Origin of the sequence: Pseudorhodoferax sp. LjRoot39 (assembly GCF_964253035.1) — a bacterium.
In the GTDB taxonomy this organism is placed as follows: Bacteria; Pseudomonadota; Gammaproteobacteria; order Burkholderiales; family Burkholderiaceae_C; genus Pseudorhodoferax.
The window spans coordinates 6708215-6725208 of record NZ_CAXUQL020000001.1 but is presented as its reverse complement, the minus strand read 5'-3'; the positions used below and the strand labels follow the sequence as shown (position 1 = coordinate 6725208).

Below are 16994 nucleotides of genomic sequence, written 5' to 3'. Positions count from 1 at the left end.
GCCGGCAGTGCGCCGCGCCCCTCGCCTTCTACAGTGGTGCACAGTATGAAGCACTACGCCGACCCCATCCCCCACGGCACGACGACCAGCGTGCACTTCTTCGGCCACCCCGCGCACGCGATGCTGGTGCCGTTCCCGATCGCCTTCCTGGTCAGCGTGTTCGCGAGCGACCTGGCCTGGTGGTATTGGGGCGACCCGTTCTGGGCCCGCATGTCGCTGTGGCTGGCGGGCGGCGGCGCGCTGAGCGGCATCGTGGCCGGCGCGGTCGGCACCGCAGAACTGCTGGCCGTGCGCGACATCCGGCGCCGCGCCGCGGCCTGGAGCCATTTCGTCGTGGCCGTGATGCTGCTGTCCGTGGGCATGGCGAACTGGGGCCTGCGGCTGGGCGATGCCGAGGTCGCCATCGTCCCCATGGGCCTGTACCTCTCGGGCCTCGGGGTGCTGCTCGTGGGGGTGGCCGGCTGGCTGGGCGGGACGCTGGTGTTCGAGCATCGGGTGGGCGTACTCAACGAAGACGAGGAAGACTGAGCGGCCCCAGCGCCGGCTGCGCCAGCACCAGCCACAGCACGCCGAGGATCAGCGCCACCGGCACCGCCGCCATGGCCTGCAGCAGGCCGGGCGGCCACATCCGCGGCCGCTCGCGCAGCACCAGGATCAGCTTGCCGCAGCCCGCGTGGAACAGCACCATCGCCGCCACCAGCGTGAGCTTGGCGAAGAACCAGGGCGCGTAGACGTCCATGAGGTGGATCAGCGCCGTGCCCGAGACCACGGCCAGCACCGCGGCCGGCGAGGCCAGCGCGATGTAGACGAAGCGCGTGGCCGCGCGCAGGCGGCGCCGGTTGACCCTGCCCTCGGTCACCGGGCACAGCGCCAGCAGGGACGGCAGCGCGAGCAGGCTGGCGCACCAGGCCAGCAGCGCGGCCAGGTGCACGAACTTGATCCAGGGCATCCAGGTGGCGAGCAGGTCCATGCGGCATTCAGGGCAGTGCCGATGTCTGCTCGGCAGTGGGGCCGGGCGCGCTTGTTGGTGTGGTGGTGGCGCGTGCCGATGGCGGGTGCTGCCAGTCTGGCTGGTGCGCCGCGCGCGCGACCAGCGGCGCGGGCGCCGCTGCGGGGTCGGATGGGGCCTACGGCCCCGCGACTCAAGCCGCGGTGGCCGGGGCCGCGGTGTTGCGGTAGTGCACGAAGCTGAAGGCCAACCCCGTGGCCGACACCTGGCGCTCGCGCGCGACTTCGGTCCACGCGCCGTCCAGCTGCGGCGCGAAGGCGTCGCCTTCGAACGTCGCCTCGATCTCGGTCACTACGGCCGTGCTGGCCAACGGCTGCGCCTGCGCATAGACATCGGCCCCGCCCGTGACCCAGACCTTGGCCTCGGCCGGGCACAGGCCCAGGGCCTCTTCGAGCGAGGCGGCGCGCAGCGCGCCATCGGCCTGCCAGTCGGCACGGCGCGTCAGCACGATGTTGATGCGGCCGGGCAGCGGCCGGAACCTGGGCGGCAGCGAATCCCAGGTCTTGCGGCCCATGACCACCGGGCAGCCCATGGTCGTGGCCTTGAAGTGCGCCATGTCCTCGGGCAAGCGCCAGGGCAGGGTGTTGTTGCGGCCGATGACGCCGTTCGCGGCCTGGGCCCAGATCAGGTGCAGCGTGGGCATCTCAATCCTTCACACCGCCACCGGCGCCTTGATGGCGGGATGCGGGTCGTAGCCTTCGATGGCGAAGTCTTCGTATTGGTAGTCGAAGATCGAGGTGGGCTTGCGCAGGATCTTCAGCAGCGGGTAGGGGCGCGGATCGCGCGAGAGCTGCAGTTCCACCTGCTCCACGTGGTTGCTGTAGATGTGGCAGTCGCCGCCGGTCCAGATGAAGTCGCCGACTTCCAGGTCGCACTGCTGCGCGAGCATGTGGGTGAGCAGCGCGTAGCTGGCGATGTTGAACGGCACGCCCAAAAAGATGTCCGCGCTGCGCTGGTACAGCTGGCAGCTGAGCTTGCCCTCGGCCACGTAGAACTGGAAGAAGGCATGGCAAGGCATGAGGGCCATCTTCGAGAGGTCGGCCACGTTCCAGGCGCTCACGATGATGCGGCGCGAATCGGGGTTGCTCTTGAGCTGCTTGACGACTTCGGCGATCTGGTCGATGTGGCCGCCATCCGGCGTGGGCCAGGAGCGCCACTGCACGCCGTAGACCGGGCCCAGGTCGCCGTCTTCCCTGGCCCACTCGTCCCAGATCGACACGCCGCGCTCCTTGAGCCAGTGGTTGTTGGACGAGCCGGTCAGGAACCACAGCAGTTCCACGATGATGGATTTGAGGTGCACCTTCTTCGTCGTGACCAGCGGAAAGCCCTCGGACAGGTCGAAGCGCATCTGGTGGCCGAACACGCTCCTGGTGCCCGTGCCCGTGCGGTCGCCCTTGGCCACGCCATGGGTGTGCACGTGGCGCATGAAGTCTTCGTATTGGGAGCGGATGGGGCGGGACGTGGATTGGGTGGTCATGTCAGTACGAGCCGAAAAGTGTGTCGAGGGCGCTGACGATCGCATCAGACTGCGCCCGCAGGCTCAGCACAGGTTGGCGCAGTTCCGCGGCCGGGAACGCCGCGATGGCCGGTGTGTCGAGCACGACCGCCATGCCATCGATCTCGAAGCCAGGGTTGAGGTCGCGCATGGGCGGGCCAAACAGCTTGGCAGAGCGCATCGGCAGCACGACGCGGGTGTCGACACTGTTGATGTAGTCGTTCTGGATGTCCAGCAGGTAAGGGGTGAATTTGCGCAGCCCGGCATCGGGATGGCGGAACACGTCGAAGCGGGCCATGTCAGAAGCTGCGGTACTTGGCCAATGGCAGGCCCTCTTTGGCGATGCGGGCGTTGTAGGCGGCCACGGCGTCCTTGTTCTCTTCGTTCCACCGTTCCCAATACCGGCGCTTGACCTCCGCTGCCAGCAACTCGTCGACGGTCTGCGACAGGTTCATGCCCATCTCACGGGCCAGTTCCAACACCTTGGCATTCAGCGACAGGTTGGTGGCTTTCTTGGGGGCGTTGTCAAAGCGGGGCATGGCATCGTTTCTGCGCAAAGAGAATGCGCAGATTTTAGGCGCATGTCAGGTCTCCAGCACGCGCCCCGGGTTCATGCGGTTCTCGGGGTCCAGCGCGCCCTTGATCGCGTGCATGAGCTTCATCGCCACGGGCGACTTGTAGTGCGGCAGCTTGTGCTGCTTCAAGCTGCCCACGCCGTGCTCGGCCGAGATCGAGCCGTCGAAGGCCTTGACCGAGTCGAACACCAACGTGTTGATGTGTTCTTCCTGCGCGGCCAGGAAGGCCCTGGCATCGACACCTTCCGGCGCCTGCACGTTGTAGTGCAGGTTGCCGTCGCCCAGGTGGCCGAAGTCGACCATGCGCACGCCGGGGATCTTCTCGGCGAGCAGCGCATCGGTCACGCGCACGAATTCGGGGATGCGCGAGACCGGGATCGAGATGTCGTGCTTGACGTTCAGGCCTTCCTCGACCTGGGCCAGCGTGATGCTCTCGCGGACGTGCCAGAGCGCGCGCGCCTGCGAGAGGTTCTCGGCGATCACGGCGTCGCTCACGCAGCCGGCCTCGAACGCGATCTCCAGCAGCTTCTCGAAGCGGCTGCGCGCATGCTCCTCGGATTCGTCGTCGGAGTTCTCCAGCAGCACACACCAGGGCGTTTCGTCGGCCGATTCGGCTGCAGCCGTCACGAAGGGCACGCGCTGCTGCGGGAAGTGCTTGGCCACCAGGCTCAGCGCGAAGCGGCCCATGACCTCGAAGCCGGTGAGCCCCGCACCCAGCGTGCGGTGGGCCAGGCCCAGCAGTTCCACGGCGTGCTCCATCGAGGGCACGGCGGCCCAGGCCGTCAGCTGCACGGCCGGCAGCGGGTAGAGCTTCATGGTCGCGGCCGTGATGATGCCCAGCGTGCCCTCGGCACCGACGAACAGGTCGCGCAGGTCGTAGCCGGTGTTGTCCTTGCGCAGGCCGGTGAGGCCGCTCCAGACCTCGCCCTCGGCCGTCACCACCTCTAGGCCCAGGCACAGCTCGCGCGCGTTGCCGTAGCGCACGACCTGGGTGCCGCCGGCATTGGTCGAGAGGTTGCCGCCGATGGTGCAACTGCCTTCGGCGCCCAGGCTCAGCGGGAACAGGAAGCCCTCTTTCTCGGCGATCTCCTGCAGCGATTGCAGCACGCAGCCGGCCTCCACCGTGACCGTGAGGTTGGCCGGATCGATGGCGCGCACGGCGTGCATGCGCCTGGTCGAGAGCAGGATCTGGCGGCCGCTCGCGTCGGGGATGGAGCCGCAGACCAGGCCCGTGTTGCCGCCCTGCGGCACGATGCTGACGCCGGCCGCCGCGCAGGCCTTGACGACGGCCGCCACCTGCTCGGTGCTGGCGGGCCGCACCACGGCCAGGGCCTTGCCGCGCTCGCGCTTGCGCCAGTCCTGTTCCCAGGCCGAGAGGTCGCCGTCGGCCAGCACATGGGCGTCGCCGACGATGGCGCGCAGGGAGTCGAGCAGGGCAGCGGTCATGGGGTCGAGGTCCTCGTTCATTCGCCGGCGGCCGCAGCCAGCCGGGCATTGCGAAAGCGCAGCCGCACGTGCATCGCGCAGGCGGCGAACAGCAGAAGGCACAGCAGCAGCTGCGCGCAAGCGCACCAGCGGCCGGCCGGCAGCGGGTCGCTCCAGGCGCGCACCACGCCTTCCGTGAAGTACAGCCAGATCAGCAGGCTCAGCCAGCGGTAGGTGTACATGCGGTTCTTGAGCAGGCCCGCCAGCGGGATGCACAGCGGCAGCACCTTGAGCGCAAGCCAGCTGCCACCCGGGCGCAGCGGCGCGAGCCAGAGCTCCCAGGCCAGGCCCAGGGCGATCATCGCGAGCAGGCTCGCGACGGCGATCCGGCGGGTCCAGGCGACGGTGGGGTCCAGGGGGGCTGCAGGCATGGGGCTGGCATGATAACGAGCATGTCTGCCGCACCCAGCCACATGCCCGAGCGCCTGCACGCGCTGCTGGGTGATCTGGCGCATTTCCCCTGGCGCACCACTGCGCACACGCTGCGCGAACGCTTCCGCGAAGACCAGCTCGCGCTGACCGCCAGCAGCCTGACCTTCACCACCATGCTGGCCCTGGTGCCGCTGTTCACGGTGGCGCTGGCCATCTTCACGGTGTTCCCGATGTTCGGCACGGTGCAGCAGGTGCTGCAGCGCTGGCTGGTGCAGAGCCTGGTGCCCGAGACCATCGCGCGCCAGGTGCTGGGCTACCTCACGCAGTTCGCCAGCCAGGCCAGCCGGCTCGGCAGCCTGGGGCTGGCCGTGGTGCTGGTCACGGCACTGGCGCTGGTGCTGACGATCGACCGCACGCTCAACCGCGTCTGGCGCGTGCCACGCCCGAGGCCGCTGGGCCAGCGCGTGCTCATCTACTGGGCGCTGATCACGCTGGGCCCGTTGCTGCTGGGCGCCAGCCTGGCGATGACCTCGTACGCGCTGTCGTCCTCGCGCGGCCTGGTGGACAGCCTGCCCGGCGGCGTGCGCGTGCTGCTGGACGCCCTCGAGTTCGGCCTGCTCGCGCTGGGCATGGCAGCGGTCTACCGCTACGTGCCCAACACCCATGTGAAGTGGGCCCACGCGCTGGCCGGCGGCATCTTCGTCTCGGTGGGCATCGAGCTGGCCAAGCGGCTGCTGTCGCTCTACATCGCTTCGGTGCCGACCTACTCGGCCATGTACGGCACCTTTGCCACGGCGCCCATCCTCTTGCTGTGGATCTACCTGGCCTGGACCATCGTGCTGCTGGGGGCCGTGATCGCGGCCTACCTGCCCAGCCTGCTGGCCGGCGTGGCGCGGCCCACTGCCACCTACGGCTGGCACTTCCACCTGGCCGTCGAAGTGCTGCAGCACCTGCACGGCGCGCGCAGCGGCGAGGCGCATGGCCTGTCGGCCGGCGAGCTCGGCCGCGCGCTGGGCACGACCAAGCTGCAGCTCGAGCCCGTGCTGCAGGCGCTGGTCGGGCTGGACTGGGTGGCGCGGCTGGACGAGGCCGAACATGGCACAGGCGCCGATGCCGAGGCGCGTTACGTGCTGCTGGCCGACCCGGAGTGCACGCCGCTTGCGCCGCTGTTCGAGCGGCTGCTGCTGGACCGCAGCGCACCGCTGGCCGGGTTGTGGGACAAGGGGCGCTGGGACGCGCTGCGGTTGCGGGATGCGCTATAGCGCTGTAGCGGTCAGAGCTTGATTTTCCCCAGCCAGATGTCGCGGTACATGGCCCAGTCGCCCAGGAGGCTGTAGAGCGGGCGCTTGAAGCTCGCGGGCTTGTTCTTCTCGAAGCCGAAGTGGCCGATCCAGGCGAACAGGTAGCCGCAACCCAGGCCGATGAAGAGCCAGCGCCACTGGCCGGTGAACAGCAGCACGGCCAGGCAGGCCAGCCCCAGCGTGCTGCCCACGAAGTGCAGCCGCCGGCAGGTGCGGTCGCGGTGCTCGGAGAGGTAGAACGGGTAGAACTCGGCGAAGCTCTTGAAACGGCGCGGATCGACGGGCGCCACCGACGGAAGCATGCTCATGCGCTGTCTCCTGGCCCTTTCATCGCAGGGCTCGGATTCATCGTAACGCTTGCAGCTCGGCGTCCGCCAGCCCCACGAGCAGGGCGCCGCCGTCCGGCGCGACACGGAATTCCCCATAGCGGGCCTGTGCGAAGCGCTCGGCATCGCCCTCGCGGAAGAACCAGGCGTCGGTGACCAGCGTCCAGCGGCCGTCCTTGGGTGCCAGCGTCATCGTGAACTCACCGGCGGCCAGCGGCTCCCCCGGCGTCGCGACGCGCAGCAGCTCGGCCACACCGCGCGCGTCGCGCCGCGCGACCGCCTGCGGCCGTGCGCCGTCCTGGTCTTGCGCGAGCCGCTCCTCGGTATCCGGCGGCAACTGGAACCGCAGCCGCATGTAGTCGCCCTGCATCAACGAACGCGGATCGACCGGGGCCAGCGCAACGAAGACCGGCTGGCCGTGCGCAATCAGCCGCTCGTTACGCCAGATGCCGCCGTTGGCAAGCAGCAGCGTGGCCAGGCCGCCCAGCAGCAGCGCGGCGGTGCGCGGCCTGGACGCTGGCGCGATGGCGCCGCCGTGCAGGCGTGCGCCACCCCAGGCCAGCGCCGCCAGCGCCGCGCTGCAGGCCACCATCAGCACGGCCTTGTGCGCCAGCGGCCAGGCCAGCGTGTAGTAGAAGCCGCCCACGGCCCAGGCCGCGGCGAGCGCAGCACACAGGGCCAGCCGGCGGTGGCCACCGGTGGCTGCCACTGCGGCGATCAGCAGCACGCCGCCCAGCATGGGCAGGAAGGCGCACAGCGCGGCGAGGACCAGTGCCACCGCGGCGCAGCCCGGCCGCCGCAAGCCAGGCCAGTGCCGTGCGGCCTGGGCCGCGGCAGCCAGCGCCAGCAGCACCGAAGCCGCCGCCGTCCAGCGGCCGGGCGCCACCAGCCCGCCATTGCCGGCGAACGGTTCCATGGACCCGGGCATGGCGCCGACCAGCAAGCCCGTGCCAGATGCCAGGGCGAGCCCGGCCAGCGCCAGCCCGAGCCAGCCCGTGGCCGTGGCCGCCAGGGCGGGGCGCTGCAGTGCGGCCAGGCCCGGCAGCACGATGCCGTGCAGGGCCAGCCACAACAGGCTGCCTTGGTGCCAGTCGTCCTCACCGTGCAGCGCCAGTACCGCCGCAGCGGCCGCTGCGGCGCCCAGCCAATCCTGCAGCCAGCGCTGCCGTGCACCGGCCAGCCGGGCCAGTGCGAGCAGCAGGCAGGCCAGCAGGCCCGCCGCCAGCCGCAACGGCAGGTCGCGTGCGAGGCCGTAGCCCAGCGTGCCCAGGCCGGACAGCAGCAGCGGCAGGGCCAGCTGTTCGACGAACACCGACGCACGGGGCCGGCGCAGCAGCGTGCCGGCCAGCGCCAGCAGCAGCACGCCGACCGCGTAGGGGCCGGTGCCGGCGTGGATCCAGTCGCCGAGCAGCAGCGCCACGGCACCCAGCAAGGGCAGCGCGGCCAGCCAGGCGCCCAGCGCGGTCAGCAGCACCACGGGCCCGGGGCGCTCGCCTGCCGCCGTCGCCGCGCTACCTGCGGCCCAGGCGCCGCAGGCCTGCGCGCGCCGTTGCACCCAGCGCACGGACAGTGCCAACAGCGTCGCGGCCGCCAGGCCCAACAGCAGGAGATGGCCGATGGCATCGAAGTCGCCGTCGAGCAGCCAGCGCGCGGCGCCGGCGACGAGCAGCGTGTCCAGGGCCAGCGTGGCCACGCTGAGTGCGAACAGGTCGAAGGCGCGGCGGCTGGCGAAGCCGGCCGCGGCCGCCGCGAACAGCACAAGGGCGGCCGCGAACTGCGGCGCAGGCACCTCGCGGAACAGGCCGCCCAGCGCGGTCAGCGTCGGCAGCACGGCGAACAGGGCCACAGCCAGCCGGAACGCCCAGGGCCCGGCGCCCGTGTAGCGGCGCGCCCAGGGCGACAGCACTGCCACCACCAGCGCGGAGGCCGCGACGGCACTGGCGTGCACCGGCAGATCCTGCGGCCGCACGCGCCAGGCGTGGCCGGTGTGCGCCTGGGCCCACAGCGCGACCGCCGCCATGGCCACCAGGCCCCAGGGAAGCCACAGCGCGTCGCTGCGCGCGGCCAGCGCCAGCGGCAGGGCCAGCAAGGCCCACAGCGCGAACAGCTGCCAGGGATCGGCGCCGGTCTGGTAGGTCTGGCCGAAGTAGGCGAACAGCGCGCCCGTGGCGAGCAGCGCGGCCAGGGCGCCGGGCACGCGCAGGGCCGGCCGCGCAGCAGCTGCGAGCGCGGCGATGGCCAGGGCGCCCTGCAGCACTGCGAAGCGACCCATGCGGCCGAAGTCGTCCCAGTTGGCGGCGAGCCAGAGGATCAGGCCGAAGCCGATCAGCGCCGCCGCCAGCAACGCCACCGCTTGCCAGAAGCGCTGCAGGCCCGGCATCAGCGCGACAGGAAGTCGCGGATCGCGAACAGCGTGTCGTCCGGCGTTTCGGTCATCTGGTGGTGGCCCACGGGTGGTTGCGCCACCTGCACGTTCTTGCCGGCGGCTTTGGCTCTGGCGATGAGACCCTGCGCGGCCTTGGGCGGCGTCATCTGGTCCTGCGCGCCGAGCACGAACAGCACCGGGCAGGCGATCTGCGCGATGGCCTCTTCGCCGTGGGTGTAACGGTCGCAGGCCAGGAAGCCGCGGTGGAACACGTTGGCGCCCTGGTTGCTGCGCAGCACGCGCCGGCCCAGCGCGAGGCTGGCGCCATAGACCCAGGTGCCCGGCCCCAGTGCCGAGGGCGGTGCCGCCAGCGTCGAGCGCGAGAACACGTTGACCATCTTCATCGCGGCCTCGGGGTCGTTCTGGGCGGCGTCGAGCAGGGCTTGCGAGACCTTCATCGGGAAGGCCGTGCCGACCAGCACGAGCTGCGTGACGCGTTCGCCCAGCCGGGCCGCGGCGTCGAGCGCGATCAGCGAGCCCCAGCTGTGGCCGACCAGCGCGGCACGCTGCACGCCGACCGCGTCCAGCAGCGCGGCGATGAAGTCCGCCGCCTGCTCGACGGAGGAGGGCGCCTCGCCTGCGCTGCGGCAGTGGCCAGGCAGATCCACCGCCAGCACGTTGAAGCCGTGGTGGGCGAGGTAGCGGCTCTGCAGGATCCAGACGCTGTGGTCGTTGAGCACGCCGTGGATGAAGACTACGGTGGGCTTGGCTGCATCGAAGGGCTTGCCGCCCGTGTAGCAGTAGGTGGGGGCGCCGTTGACGGTGACGATCATGCTGCTTTCTCCGCCGCCTTCAGGGCCCGCTTGAGGTCGTCGATGAGGTCGTCGGCATCTTCCAGCCCGATCGACAGCCGGATCGTGCCCTGGCCGATGCCTCCCGCCGCCAGCGCCTCGTCGCTCATGCGGAAGTGCGTGGTGCTGGCCGGGTGGATGACCAGCGAGCGGCAGTCGCCCACATTGGCCAGGTGGCTGAAGATCTTGAGCGTCTCGATGAACTTCTTGCCCTGCGCGCGGTTGCCCTTGAGGTCGAAACTGAACACCGAGCCGGCACCGCGCGGCAGCAGCTTGTTGGCCAGTGCGTGGCTGGGGTGGCTCTCCAGCAGCGGATGGCCGACGCGCGACACGAAGGGCTGGCCGGCCAGGAACTCGACCACCTTGCGCGTGTTGGCCATGTGGCGCTCCATGCGCAGCGGCAGCGTCTCGATGCCCTGCAGGATCAGCCAGGCCGTGTGCGGGCTCATGCAGGCGCCGAAGTCGCGCAGGCCTTCGCGGCGTGCGCGCAGCAGGAAGGCGCCGACGGTGCTCTCCTCGGTGAACACCATGTTGTGGAAGCCGTCGTAGGCCTGGGCCAGCTCGGCGAAGCGGCCGCTCGTGGCGTGCGATGCGGCCCAGTCGAAGCTGCCGCCGTCGACCAGCACGCCGCCGATCACGGTGCCGTGGCCCGACAGGAACTTGGTGGCCGAGTGGTAGATGAGGTCCGCGCCAAGATCGAAGGGCTTGATGAGCCAGGGCGAGGTCAGCGTGGAGTCCACCAGCAGCGGCACGCCGGCCTCGTGGGCGATGGCCGAGACGGTGGGGATGTCCAGCACGTCGAGGCCGGGGTTGCCCACGGTCTCGCCGAACAGCAGGCGCGTCTCGGGCCGGATGGCGGCACGCCAGCCGTCGATGTCGCCGGGCTTCACGAACGTCGTATCGATGCCGAAGCGCCGCATCGTGTAGTGCAGCAGGTTCTGCGAGCCGCCGTACAGCGCCGTGCTGGCAACGATGTGGCTGCCGGCGCCCATCAGCGTGGCGACGGCCAGGTGCAGCGCGGCCTGGCCGCTCGCGGTGGCGATGGCGCCGATGCCGCCTTCCAGCGCCGCCACGCGCTGTTCGAGCACCGCGTTGGTCGGGTTGCTGATGCGCGAGTACACGTGGCCTGCGCGTTCGAGGTTGAACAGCGCAGCCGCATGGTCGCTGGACTCGAACACGAAGGACGTGGACAGGTGGATGGGTACGGCACGCGCGCCCGTGGCCGGGTCGGGCGCGGCGCCGGCATGCAGCGCCAAGGTGTCGAAGCCGGGGTCCGAATAACCGGGCATGCGAGGGTCTCCTCCAGGGGGAACGGGGTCAGTTTGGGCGCGATTGTGGGCTATATTCCCTGGGCAGTTCCGCGTCGCGGACGATCACCAGGAGGCCCCCATGAAAGTCAGCGACATTCTGCGCGTCAAAGGCAACACGCTCTTCACCGTCACGCCGGACGAGGAACTGGCGGGTGCCGTGAGCATCATGTCCGAGAAGGACATCGGCTCGCTGGTCGTCATGCACCACGGCGATCTGGTCGGCATGCTGACCTTCCGCGAGGTGATCCAGACCGTTGTGAAGAACGGTGGCGCGCTCGGCTCGACGCTGGTGCGCAGTGCCATGGACGATGCGCCCCTGACCTGCACGGCCGAGACCGAACTCGACGAGGTGCGCCGCATGATGCTGGAGCGCCACGCGCGCTACATGCCCGTCATGGACAAGCGCATGCTGATGGGTGTGATCAGCTTCTACGACGTGGCCAAGGCCGTGGTGGACAGCCAGAACTTCGAGAACAAGATGCTCAAGGCCTACATCCGCGACTGGCCGGGTGGCGAGGAAGAAGACGGCAAGGGCTGAAGCGGGCGGCGTGGAGCGCCGCAGCGTTCACTCCATCGCGTAGACCATGTCCCGCACGCGCGGGTAGATCTCCTGGTTCCAGCGCCGGCCGCTGAACACGCCGTAGTGGCCCACGCCGGTCTGCACGTGGTGGGTCTTGCGGTAGGGCCGCACGTTGGGGCACATGTCCTGCGCGGCCAGGGTCTGGCCGACCGAGCAGATGTCGTCGCGCTCGCCTTCCACCGTCATCAGCGCGGTGCGGCGGATGGCCTTGGTGTTGACGAGGCGACCGCGGTAGGTCAGCTTGCCCAATGGCAGGTCGTAGGTCTGGAACACCTTCTCCACCGTCTCCAGGTAGAACTCGGCCGGCAGGTCGTTGACGGCCAGGTATTCGTCGTAGAACACGCGGATGGTCTCGGCCTTCTCGATGTCGCCTTCGAGCAGGTATTTGTACATGTCCTTGTACTGCTGCTTGTGGCGTTCGAGGTTCATGCTCATGAAGGCCGTGAGCTGCACGAAACCCGGGTACACACGGCGCATGAAGCCGGCATGCGGCAGCGGCACGTGGCTGATCAGGTTCTGCTCGAACCATTCGATGGGCTTGCTGGTGGCCAGTTCGTTCACGCCGCTGGGGTTCACGCGGCAATCCACCGGGCCGGCCATCAGCGTCAGGCTGGCGGGCTGGGCCGGATGGTCGTCCTCGGCCATGATGGCCGTGGCGGCCAGCGCAGCCACGCAGGGCTGGCACACCGCCATCACATGCGTTCCGGGCCCCAATGCGGCGGTGAACTCGATCATGTAGGCGATGTAGTCGTCCAGCGCGAAGGCGCCGTGCTTGAGACCCACGTCGCGCGCGTTGTGCCAGTCGGTGATGTAGACGTCGTGGTCGCGCAGCAGCGTGCGCACGGTGTCGCGCAGCAGCGTGGCGAAGTGGCCCGACAGCGGTGCCACCAGCAGCATGCGCGGCTGGGCCGGCGTGTGCGGCTGCAGCGCGCGCTTGAAGTGCAGCAGGCTGCCGAACGGTTTCCTGAGCGTGACTTCTTCGGTGACAGGCACGGCCACGCCGTCGACGATGGCCTGGTCGATGCCGTAGGCCGGCCGGCTGTGCGTGAGCCGCATGCGCGAGAACACGGTCCCGGCGGCGGACCATGCGCGCAGCGGGCTGCGGTCGGTGTCCTCGAGCCACAGCGCGTTCCCCAGCGATTGGGCCAGCAGCCGCATCGGCGACAGGAGGTCGGATTGGAGCTGGTAGGCCTGGTACAGCATGCGGTGTCTCGTGGAGTCGATCGGGTTTGTACCCAGGCAGGCAAGTTGCGGGCCATGCGCCGCCGACCGGAGGAATGCAGGGCCTGTCACATGTCTGGCACAGCGTTTGCTGAACATGCCGACACTGGAGGCGATCCCATGGCGACCAAGGCGGTATTGACGATCAGCAGCAAGAACTACGGAGCCTGGGCCTTGCGCGGCTGGCTCATGGCCCGGCTGGCGGGGCTGGAGTTCAACGAGAACGTGGTCTCGCCTGACGATCCGGCGATGAAGGCCGAGATGCTGCTGCTGTCGTCCTCCATGCGCGTGCCTTCGCTGCAGAACGGCAAGGTGCAGGTGTGGGACACGCTGGCCATCGGCGAGTACCTCAACGAGCTCAAGCCCAAGGCCGGCCTGCTGCCGGCCGACCAGGCCGCGCGCGCGCACTGCCGCGCGATCTGCGGCGAGATGCACTCGGGCTTCTCGGCGCTGCGCTCCTCGCTGCCGATGAACATCAAGGCGCACTTTCCCGGCTTCAAGATCTGGTCGCGTGCGCAGGCCGACGTGGACCGCATCCTGGAGATCTGGACCGAGTGCCTGCAAGCCTACGGCGGCCCGTACCTGTTCGGCGACAAGCCTTGCATCGCCGATGCCATGTACGCGCCGGTGGTCACGCGCTTCCTGACCTACGACGTGCCGCTGCCGCCAGCCTGCGTGGACTACTGCAAGCAGATGATGGCTTTGCCCGCGCTCAAGGAGTGGATCGCCGAGGCCCGCAAGGAGCCCGACGAGATCGACGAACTGGACGCTGAGTTCTGAAACTGGCGGCGGCCTGGGCCGCCACCGTGCTCACTTCCAGGGCGTGGCCGCAGGAACCTCGCAGACCGGGTCCACGTCCACCGACTTGAAGTCTGCGGGCGAGACGATCTCCAGATACTCCATGTCGGGCGAGTAGTCGAACAGGTAGTGGCGGATGCCGGGGCGCTGGTGCACCACGTCGCCGGCCTCGACCAGGGTTTCCTTGTCCTCGTACATGAAGCGGGCCCAGCCCTTGACCATGATGACGATCTGGAAGTCCGCCTCATGGCGGTGCCAGCCGGTGCCCGTTTCTGGTGCCATGTTGGCCTTCACGAGGTGCGCGATCACCTTTCCGTGCGTGGCTTCGGCGATGCCGAGGTCGCGGTAGAGAAAGAAATCGCGCAATCCGCCGCTCACGTATTGCGTATCGCCTTCCTTGACGTGGGAGAACTTGGTGCTTGTGCGGTCCAACATGGTTTGCCTTTCGCTGAGAAGGGGTTCCACACCGGCGAGGGGTGTCTTGCATGCGAAGCATGAACCGTTCCCAGGCTGTCCACCGGCCATGGCGAGGGGCTGGTCGATAATCGCGCCATGAGCGGCAACACCTTCGGCACCCTTTTCGCAGTTACCAATTTCGGGGAATCGCACGGTCCGGCCATCGGCTGCGTGATCGACGGCTGCCCGCCCGGCATGGAACTGTCCGAGGCCGACATCCAGGTCGAACTGGACCGCCGCCGCCCCGGCACCAGCCGCCACGTGACCCAACGCGCCGAGCCCGACCAGGTCGAAATCCTGTCGGGCGTCTACGAAGGCCGCACCACGGGCACGCCGATCGCGCTGCTGATCCGCAACACCGACCAGCGCAGCAAGGACTACAGCGCGATCGCGCAGAGTTTTCGCCCCGGCCATGCCGACTACAGCTACTGGCACAAGTTCGGCATCCGCGACCCGCGCGGCGGCGGTCGTTCCTCGGCCCGGCTCACGGCCCCCACGGTGGCGGCCGGCGCGGTCGCGCGCAAGTGGCTGCGCGAGCGCTATGGCGTGCAGTTCCGCGGCTGCATGACCCAGGTGGGCGAGATCGCGATCCCGTTCGAGAGCTGGGACCATGTGCCCAACAACCCGTTCTTCGCGCCCGTCGCCGATGTGTCGCAGTTGGAGGCCTACATGGACCGGCTGCGCAAGGCCGGCGATTCCTGCGGCGCACGGGTGCGCGTGACGGCCAGCGGCATGCCCGTGGGCCTGGGCGAGCCGCTGTTCGACAAGCTCGACGCCGACATCGCGTTTGCCATGATGGGCCTGAACGCCGTCAAGGGTGTGGAGATCGGCGCCGGCTTTGCCAGCGTGGCGCAGCGCGGCAGCACGCACGGCGACTCGCTGTCGCCGCAGGGCTTCCTCTCCAACAACGCCGGCGGCGTGCTGGGCGGCATCAGCACGGGCCAGGATTTGGACGTGTCCATCGCGATCAAGCCGACCAGTTCCATCATCACGCCGCGCGAATCCATCGACACCACCGGCCAGAGCGTGGAGGTGGTGACCAAGGGCCGACACGACCCTTGTGTGGGCATCCGCGCCACGCCCATCGTCGAGGCACTGCTGGCGCTGGTGGTGATGGAGCACGCACTGCGCCAGCGCGCCCAGTGCGGCGACGTGCGCCAGGCCGTGGGACCCATCCCCGCAAGTGCCTGAAACTGCACCTGTCACAGGGGTTTGCCCCCCTTGCGCGATAATCGCGGCCCGGCCTCATCCTCGCGCGCCGGCCTGCTATCTGTTTGGTAGCGCTTGAACCCTGGACTTGATGACCGACTCCGCAACCGCTCCCGAGGCAGGCGCAACGCCCGCCGACACCGCACCGCCGACCGCTTCCTTCTCTCAGCTGAACCTCGCCGAGCCGCTGGCGCGCGCCGTGGCCGAGATGGGTTACAGCAGCATGACGCCGATCCAGGCGCAGGCCATCCCGGTGGTGCTGACGGGCCGCGACGTGATGGGCGCTGCCCAGACCGGCACCGGCAAGACAGCAGCCTTCTCGCTGCCGCTGCTGCAGCGCATGCTGCGCCACGAGAACGCCTCGACCTCGCCCGCGCGCCACCCCGTGCGCGCGCTGGTGCTGCTGCCCACGCGTGAACTGGCCGACCAGGTGGCGCAGCAGATCAAGCTGTACGCCAAGTACACGCAGCTGCGCAGCACGGTGGTGTTCGGCGGCATCGACATGAAGCCGCAGACCCTCGAGCTCAAGAAGGGCGTCGAGGTGCTGGTGGCCACGCCGGGCCGTCTGCTGGACCACATCGAGGCCAAGAACGCGGTGCTGAACCAGGTCGAGTACGTGGTGCTCGACGAGGCCGACCGCATGCTGGACATCGGCTTCCTGCCCGACCTGCAGCGCATCCTGTCCTACCTGCCCAAGCAGCGCACCACGCTGCTGTTCTCGGCCACCTTCTCGCCCGAGATCAAGCGCCTGGCCGGCAGCTACCTGCAGGACCCGACCACCATCGAGGTGGCGCGCTCCAATGCCACGGCCTCGACCGTGGAGCAGCATTTCTACAGCGTCACGGACGAGAACAAGCGCCGCGCGCTGCACCAGATCCTGCGCAAGCGCCAGCTGCGTCAGGCCTTCGTGTTCGTCAACAGCAAGCTGGGCTGCGCCCGGCTGGCCCGCGCGCTCGAGCGCGAAGGCCTCAAGACCAACGCGCTGCACGGCGACCGCAGCCAGGACGAGCGCCTGAAGGCGCTCGACGCGTTCAAGAAGGGCGAAGTCGACCTGCTGGTCTGCACCGACGTGGCCGCGCGCGGCCTGGACATCAAGGACGTGCCGGCGGTGTTCAACTTCGACATCCCGTTCAACGCCGAGGACTACGTGCACCGCATCGGCCGCACCGGCCGCGCTGGCGCCTCGGGCCTGGCCGTCAGCTTCGCCGGTGGCGGCAACGATGTGCGCCTGGTGGCCGAGATCGAGAAGCTCATCAAGACCAAGATCGAGATCGAGGCCTTCGAGTACGACGAAGACATGCCGCGCATCCGCGAGCAGGGCCGCTTCAACGAAGGCCGCCGCGCCTGGGGCGGCGACGATCCGCGCGACGTGATGGACGGCCCGCGTGACCGGCCCGAACCCCGCGAGCGCGCGCCGCGCCGTTCGGCCGCTCCGGCGCAGGATCCGTTCTTCAATCAGCCCTACGAGGCGAATGCATCGGCTGCCGGTGCGCCCGGTTGGGAGAGCAAGCGCGAGACCGTGCGCAGCGGCGTCTCGGCCAACATCAAGCCCAGGCGCAAGCTGGCCGCGCTGTTCAAGGCACCAGCCCCGGCGCCGGCACCGGCCGCCGCACCGCAGCCGGAAACCTCGGCTGGTTGACC

19 protein-coding genes are annotated in these 16994 nt (G+C 69.4%); 6 read left to right on the top strand and 13 right to left on the bottom strand.

Going from position 1 to position 16994, the window contains the following annotated elements; all coding sequences use genetic code 11:
- The first annotated feature begins 45 nt into the window (after positions 1-45).
- The gene (locus ACSQ4M_RS31410; protein ID WP_436193280.1) at positions 46-528 is read left to right on the top strand and encodes a DUF2231 domain-containing protein; all 483 of its coding nucleotides are present in this window, start codon (positions 46-48) and stop codon (positions 526-528) included.
- Here ACSQ4M_RS31410 and ACSQ4M_RS31405 read toward each other — a convergent pair.
- The 7 genes from ACSQ4M_RS31405 to ACSQ4M_RS31375 all read right to left on the bottom strand — a co-directional run bounded on the left by ACSQ4M_RS31405 (position 506) and on the right by ACSQ4M_RS31375 (position 4935).
- Complete coding sequence (locus ACSQ4M_RS31405) at positions 506-970, bottom strand: CopD family protein (RefSeq protein WP_436193279.1); 465 nt, start codon at positions 968-970, stop codon at positions 506-508. The genes ACSQ4M_RS31410 and ACSQ4M_RS31405 overlap by 23 nt on opposite strands.
- 172 nt (positions 971-1142) lie before the next feature.
- Positions 1143-1652 carry a dihydrofolate reductase gene (locus ACSQ4M_RS31400; RefSeq protein WP_436193278.1) on the bottom strand — a complete coding sequence of 170 codons (510 nt, stop codon included), beginning with the start codon at positions 1650-1652 and terminating at the stop codon, positions 1143-1145.
- Between the two features lie 9 nt (positions 1653-1661).
- Positions 1662-2486, bottom strand: a complete 825-nt coding sequence (locus ACSQ4M_RS31395) for a thymidylate synthase (protein ID WP_436193277.1) — start codon at positions 2484-2486, stop codon at positions 1662-1664.
- 1 nt (position 2487) lies between these two features.
- Positions 2488-2802, bottom strand: a complete 315-nt coding sequence (locus tag ACSQ4M_RS31390; RefSeq protein ID WP_436193276.1) for a CcdB family protein — start codon at positions 2800-2802, stop codon at positions 2488-2490.
- Position 2803: 1 nt separating this feature from the next.
- Entirely contained in the window at positions 2804-3043 is a 240-nt protein-coding gene (locus ACSQ4M_RS31385) for a type II toxin-antitoxin system CcdA family antitoxin (protein WP_436193275.1), read from the bottom strand.
- Positions 3044-3088: 45 nt separating this feature from the next.
- Positions 3089-4525, bottom strand: coding sequence for an FAD-binding oxidoreductase (locus tag ACSQ4M_RS31380; protein ID WP_436193274.1), 1437 nt, complete (start codon positions 4523-4525; stop codon positions 3089-3091).
- 17 nt (positions 4526-4542) lie between these two features.
- The gene (locus tag ACSQ4M_RS31375; protein WP_436193273.1) at positions 4543-4935 is read right to left on the bottom strand and encodes a DUF2069 domain-containing protein; all 393 of its coding nucleotides are present in this window, start codon (positions 4933-4935) and stop codon (positions 4543-4545) included.
- Between the two features lie 21 nt (positions 4936-4956).
- On the opposite strand from ACSQ4M_RS31375, the gene ACSQ4M_RS31370 reads away from it, so the two are divergent.
- Entirely contained in the window at positions 4957-6198 is a 1242-nt protein-coding gene (locus tag ACSQ4M_RS31370; protein ID WP_436193272.1) for a YihY family inner membrane protein, read from the top strand.
- An 11-nt stretch (positions 6199-6209) separates the two neighbouring features.
- On the opposite strand, the gene ACSQ4M_RS31365 is transcribed toward ACSQ4M_RS31370, so the two are convergent.
- Genes ACSQ4M_RS31365 through ACSQ4M_RS31350 form a run of 4 tightly spaced genes read right to left on the bottom strand, consistent with a single transcriptional unit; the run spans position 6210 to position 11068 of the window.
- Positions 6210-6539, bottom strand: a complete 330-nt coding sequence (locus ACSQ4M_RS31365; RefSeq protein WP_436194096.1) for an Mpo1-like protein — start codon at positions 6537-6539, stop codon at positions 6210-6212.
- A gap of 43 nt (positions 6540-6582) precedes the next feature.
- Positions 6583-8943, bottom strand: coding sequence for a GDYXXLXY domain-containing protein (locus tag ACSQ4M_RS31360; protein ID WP_436193271.1), 2361 nt, complete (start codon positions 8941-8943; stop codon positions 6583-6585).
- Positions 8943-9761 (bottom strand): alpha/beta fold hydrolase, encoded by an 819-nt coding sequence (locus tag ACSQ4M_RS31355; protein ID WP_436193270.1) that lies wholly within the window; start codon positions 9759-9761, stop codon positions 8943-8945. Before ACSQ4M_RS31355 ends, ACSQ4M_RS31360 begins: the two co-directional genes overlap by 1 nt.
- Positions 9758-11068, bottom strand: coding sequence for an O-acetylhomoserine aminocarboxypropyltransferase (locus tag ACSQ4M_RS31350; RefSeq protein ID WP_436193269.1), 1311 nt, complete (start codon positions 11066-11068; stop codon positions 9758-9760). The genes ACSQ4M_RS31355 and ACSQ4M_RS31350 overlap by 4 nt, the downstream gene beginning before the upstream one ends.
- Positions 11069-11168: 100 nt before the next feature.
- Between ACSQ4M_RS31350 and ACSQ4M_RS31345 the strand changes: the two genes are divergently transcribed.
- Positions 11169-11627: a CBS domain-containing protein gene (locus tag ACSQ4M_RS31345; RefSeq protein WP_436193268.1), complete on the top strand. Its 459-nt coding sequence runs from the start codon at positions 11169-11171 to the stop codon at positions 11625-11627.
- 27 nt (positions 11628-11654) lie between these two features.
- On the opposite strand, the gene ACSQ4M_RS31340 is transcribed toward ACSQ4M_RS31345, so the two are convergent.
- On the bottom strand, positions 11655-12872 hold the full coding sequence (locus ACSQ4M_RS31340) for a polyhydroxyalkanoate depolymerase (protein ID WP_436193267.1): 1218 nt from the start codon (positions 12870-12872) through the stop codon (positions 11655-11657).
- Between the two features lie 138 nt (positions 12873-13010).
- On the opposite strand from ACSQ4M_RS31340, the gene ACSQ4M_RS31335 reads away from it, so the two are divergent.
- Positions 13011-13670 carry a glutathione S-transferase gene (locus ACSQ4M_RS31335; RefSeq protein ID WP_436193266.1) on the top strand — a complete coding sequence of 220 codons (660 nt, stop codon included), beginning with the start codon at positions 13011-13013 and terminating at the stop codon, positions 13668-13670.
- 30 nt (positions 13671-13700) lie between these two features.
- Here the strand turns inward: ACSQ4M_RS31335 and ACSQ4M_RS31330 are convergent, their stop codons facing one another.
- On the bottom strand, positions 13701-14123 hold the full coding sequence (locus ACSQ4M_RS31330) for a cupin domain-containing protein (RefSeq protein WP_436193265.1): 423 nt from the start codon (positions 14121-14123) through the stop codon (positions 13701-13703).
- A 117-nt stretch (positions 14124-14240) separates the two neighbouring features.
- On the opposite strand from ACSQ4M_RS31330, the gene aroC reads away from it, so the two are divergent.
- Both aroC and ACSQ4M_RS31320 read left to right on the top strand, forming a co-directional pair.
- Positions 14241-15335: a chorismate synthase gene (gene aroC, locus ACSQ4M_RS31325; RefSeq protein ID WP_436193264.1), complete on the top strand. Its 1095-nt coding sequence runs from the start codon at positions 14241-14243 to the stop codon at positions 15333-15335.
- A 109-nt stretch (positions 15336-15444) separates the two neighbouring features.
- Entirely contained in the window at positions 15445-16992 is a 1548-nt protein-coding gene (locus tag ACSQ4M_RS31320) for a DEAD/DEAH box helicase (RefSeq protein WP_436193263.1), read from the top strand.
- The last annotated feature ends 2 nt before the right edge of the window (positions 16993-16994 follow it).

Coding starts and splice junctions, on each gene's coding strand:
- ACSQ4M_RS31400 (WP_436193278.1), bottom strand. CDS start 1,652: ATGCCCACGCTGCACCTGATCTGGGCCCAGGCCGCGAACGGCGTCATC.
- ACSQ4M_RS31350 (WP_436193269.1), bottom strand. CDS start 11,068: ATGCCCGGTTATTCGGACCCCGGCTTCGACACCTTGGCGCTGCATGCC.
- ACSQ4M_RS31390 (WP_436193276.1), bottom strand. CDS start 2,802: ATGGCCCGCTTCGACGTGTTCCGCCATCCCGATGCCGGGCTGCGCAAA.
- ACSQ4M_RS31330 (WP_436193265.1), bottom strand. CDS start 14,123: ATGTTGGACCGCACAAGCACCAAGTTCTCCCACGTCAAGGAAGGCGAT.
- ACSQ4M_RS31345 (WP_436193268.1), top strand. CDS start 11,169: ATGAAAGTCAGCGACATTCTGCGCGTCAAAGGCAACACGCTCTTCACC.
- ACSQ4M_RS31355 (WP_436193270.1), bottom strand. CDS start 9,761: ATGATCGTCACCGTCAACGGCGCCCCCACCTACTGCTACACGGGCGGC.
- ACSQ4M_RS31365 (WP_436194096.1), bottom strand. CDS start 6,539: ATGCTTCCGTCGGTGGCGCCCGTCGATCCGCGCCGTTTCAAGAGCTTC.
- ACSQ4M_RS31405 (WP_436193279.1), bottom strand. CDS start 970: ATGGACCTGCTCGCCACCTGGATGCCCTGGATCAAGTTCGTGCACCTG.
- aroC (WP_436193264.1), top strand. CDS start 14,241: ATGAGCGGCAACACCTTCGGCACCCTTTTCGCAGTTACCAATTTCGGG.
- ACSQ4M_RS31340 (WP_436193267.1), bottom strand. CDS start 12,872: ATGCTGTACCAGGCCTACCAGCTCCAATCCGACCTCCTGTCGCCGATG.
- ACSQ4M_RS31395 (WP_436193277.1), bottom strand. CDS start 2,486: ATGACCACCCAATCCACGTCCCGCCCCATCCGCTCCCAATACGAAGAC.
- ACSQ4M_RS31320 (WP_436193263.1), top strand. CDS start 15,445: ATGACCGACTCCGCAACCGCTCCCGAGGCAGGCGCAACGCCCGCCGAC.
- ACSQ4M_RS31410 (WP_436193280.1), top strand. CDS start 46: ATGAAGCACTACGCCGACCCCATCCCCCACGGCACGACGACCAGCGTG.
- ACSQ4M_RS31375 (WP_436193273.1), bottom strand. CDS start 4,935: ATGCCTGCAGCCCCCCTGGACCCCACCGTCGCCTGGACCCGCCGGATC.
- ACSQ4M_RS31385 (WP_436193275.1), bottom strand. CDS start 3,043: ATGCCCCGCTTTGACAACGCCCCCAAGAAAGCCACCAACCTGTCGCTG.
- ACSQ4M_RS31360 (WP_436193271.1), bottom strand. CDS start 8,943: ATGCCGGGCCTGCAGCGCTTCTGGCAAGCGGTGGCGTTGCTGGCGGCG.
- ACSQ4M_RS31370 (WP_436193272.1), top strand. CDS start 4,957: ATGTCTGCCGCACCCAGCCACATGCCCGAGCGCCTGCACGCGCTGCTG.
- ACSQ4M_RS31380 (WP_436193274.1), bottom strand. CDS start 4,525: ATGACCGCTGCCCTGCTCGACTCCCTGCGCGCCATCGTCGGCGACGCC.
- ACSQ4M_RS31335 (WP_436193266.1), top strand. CDS start 13,011: ATGGCGACCAAGGCGGTATTGACGATCAGCAGCAAGAACTACGGAGCC.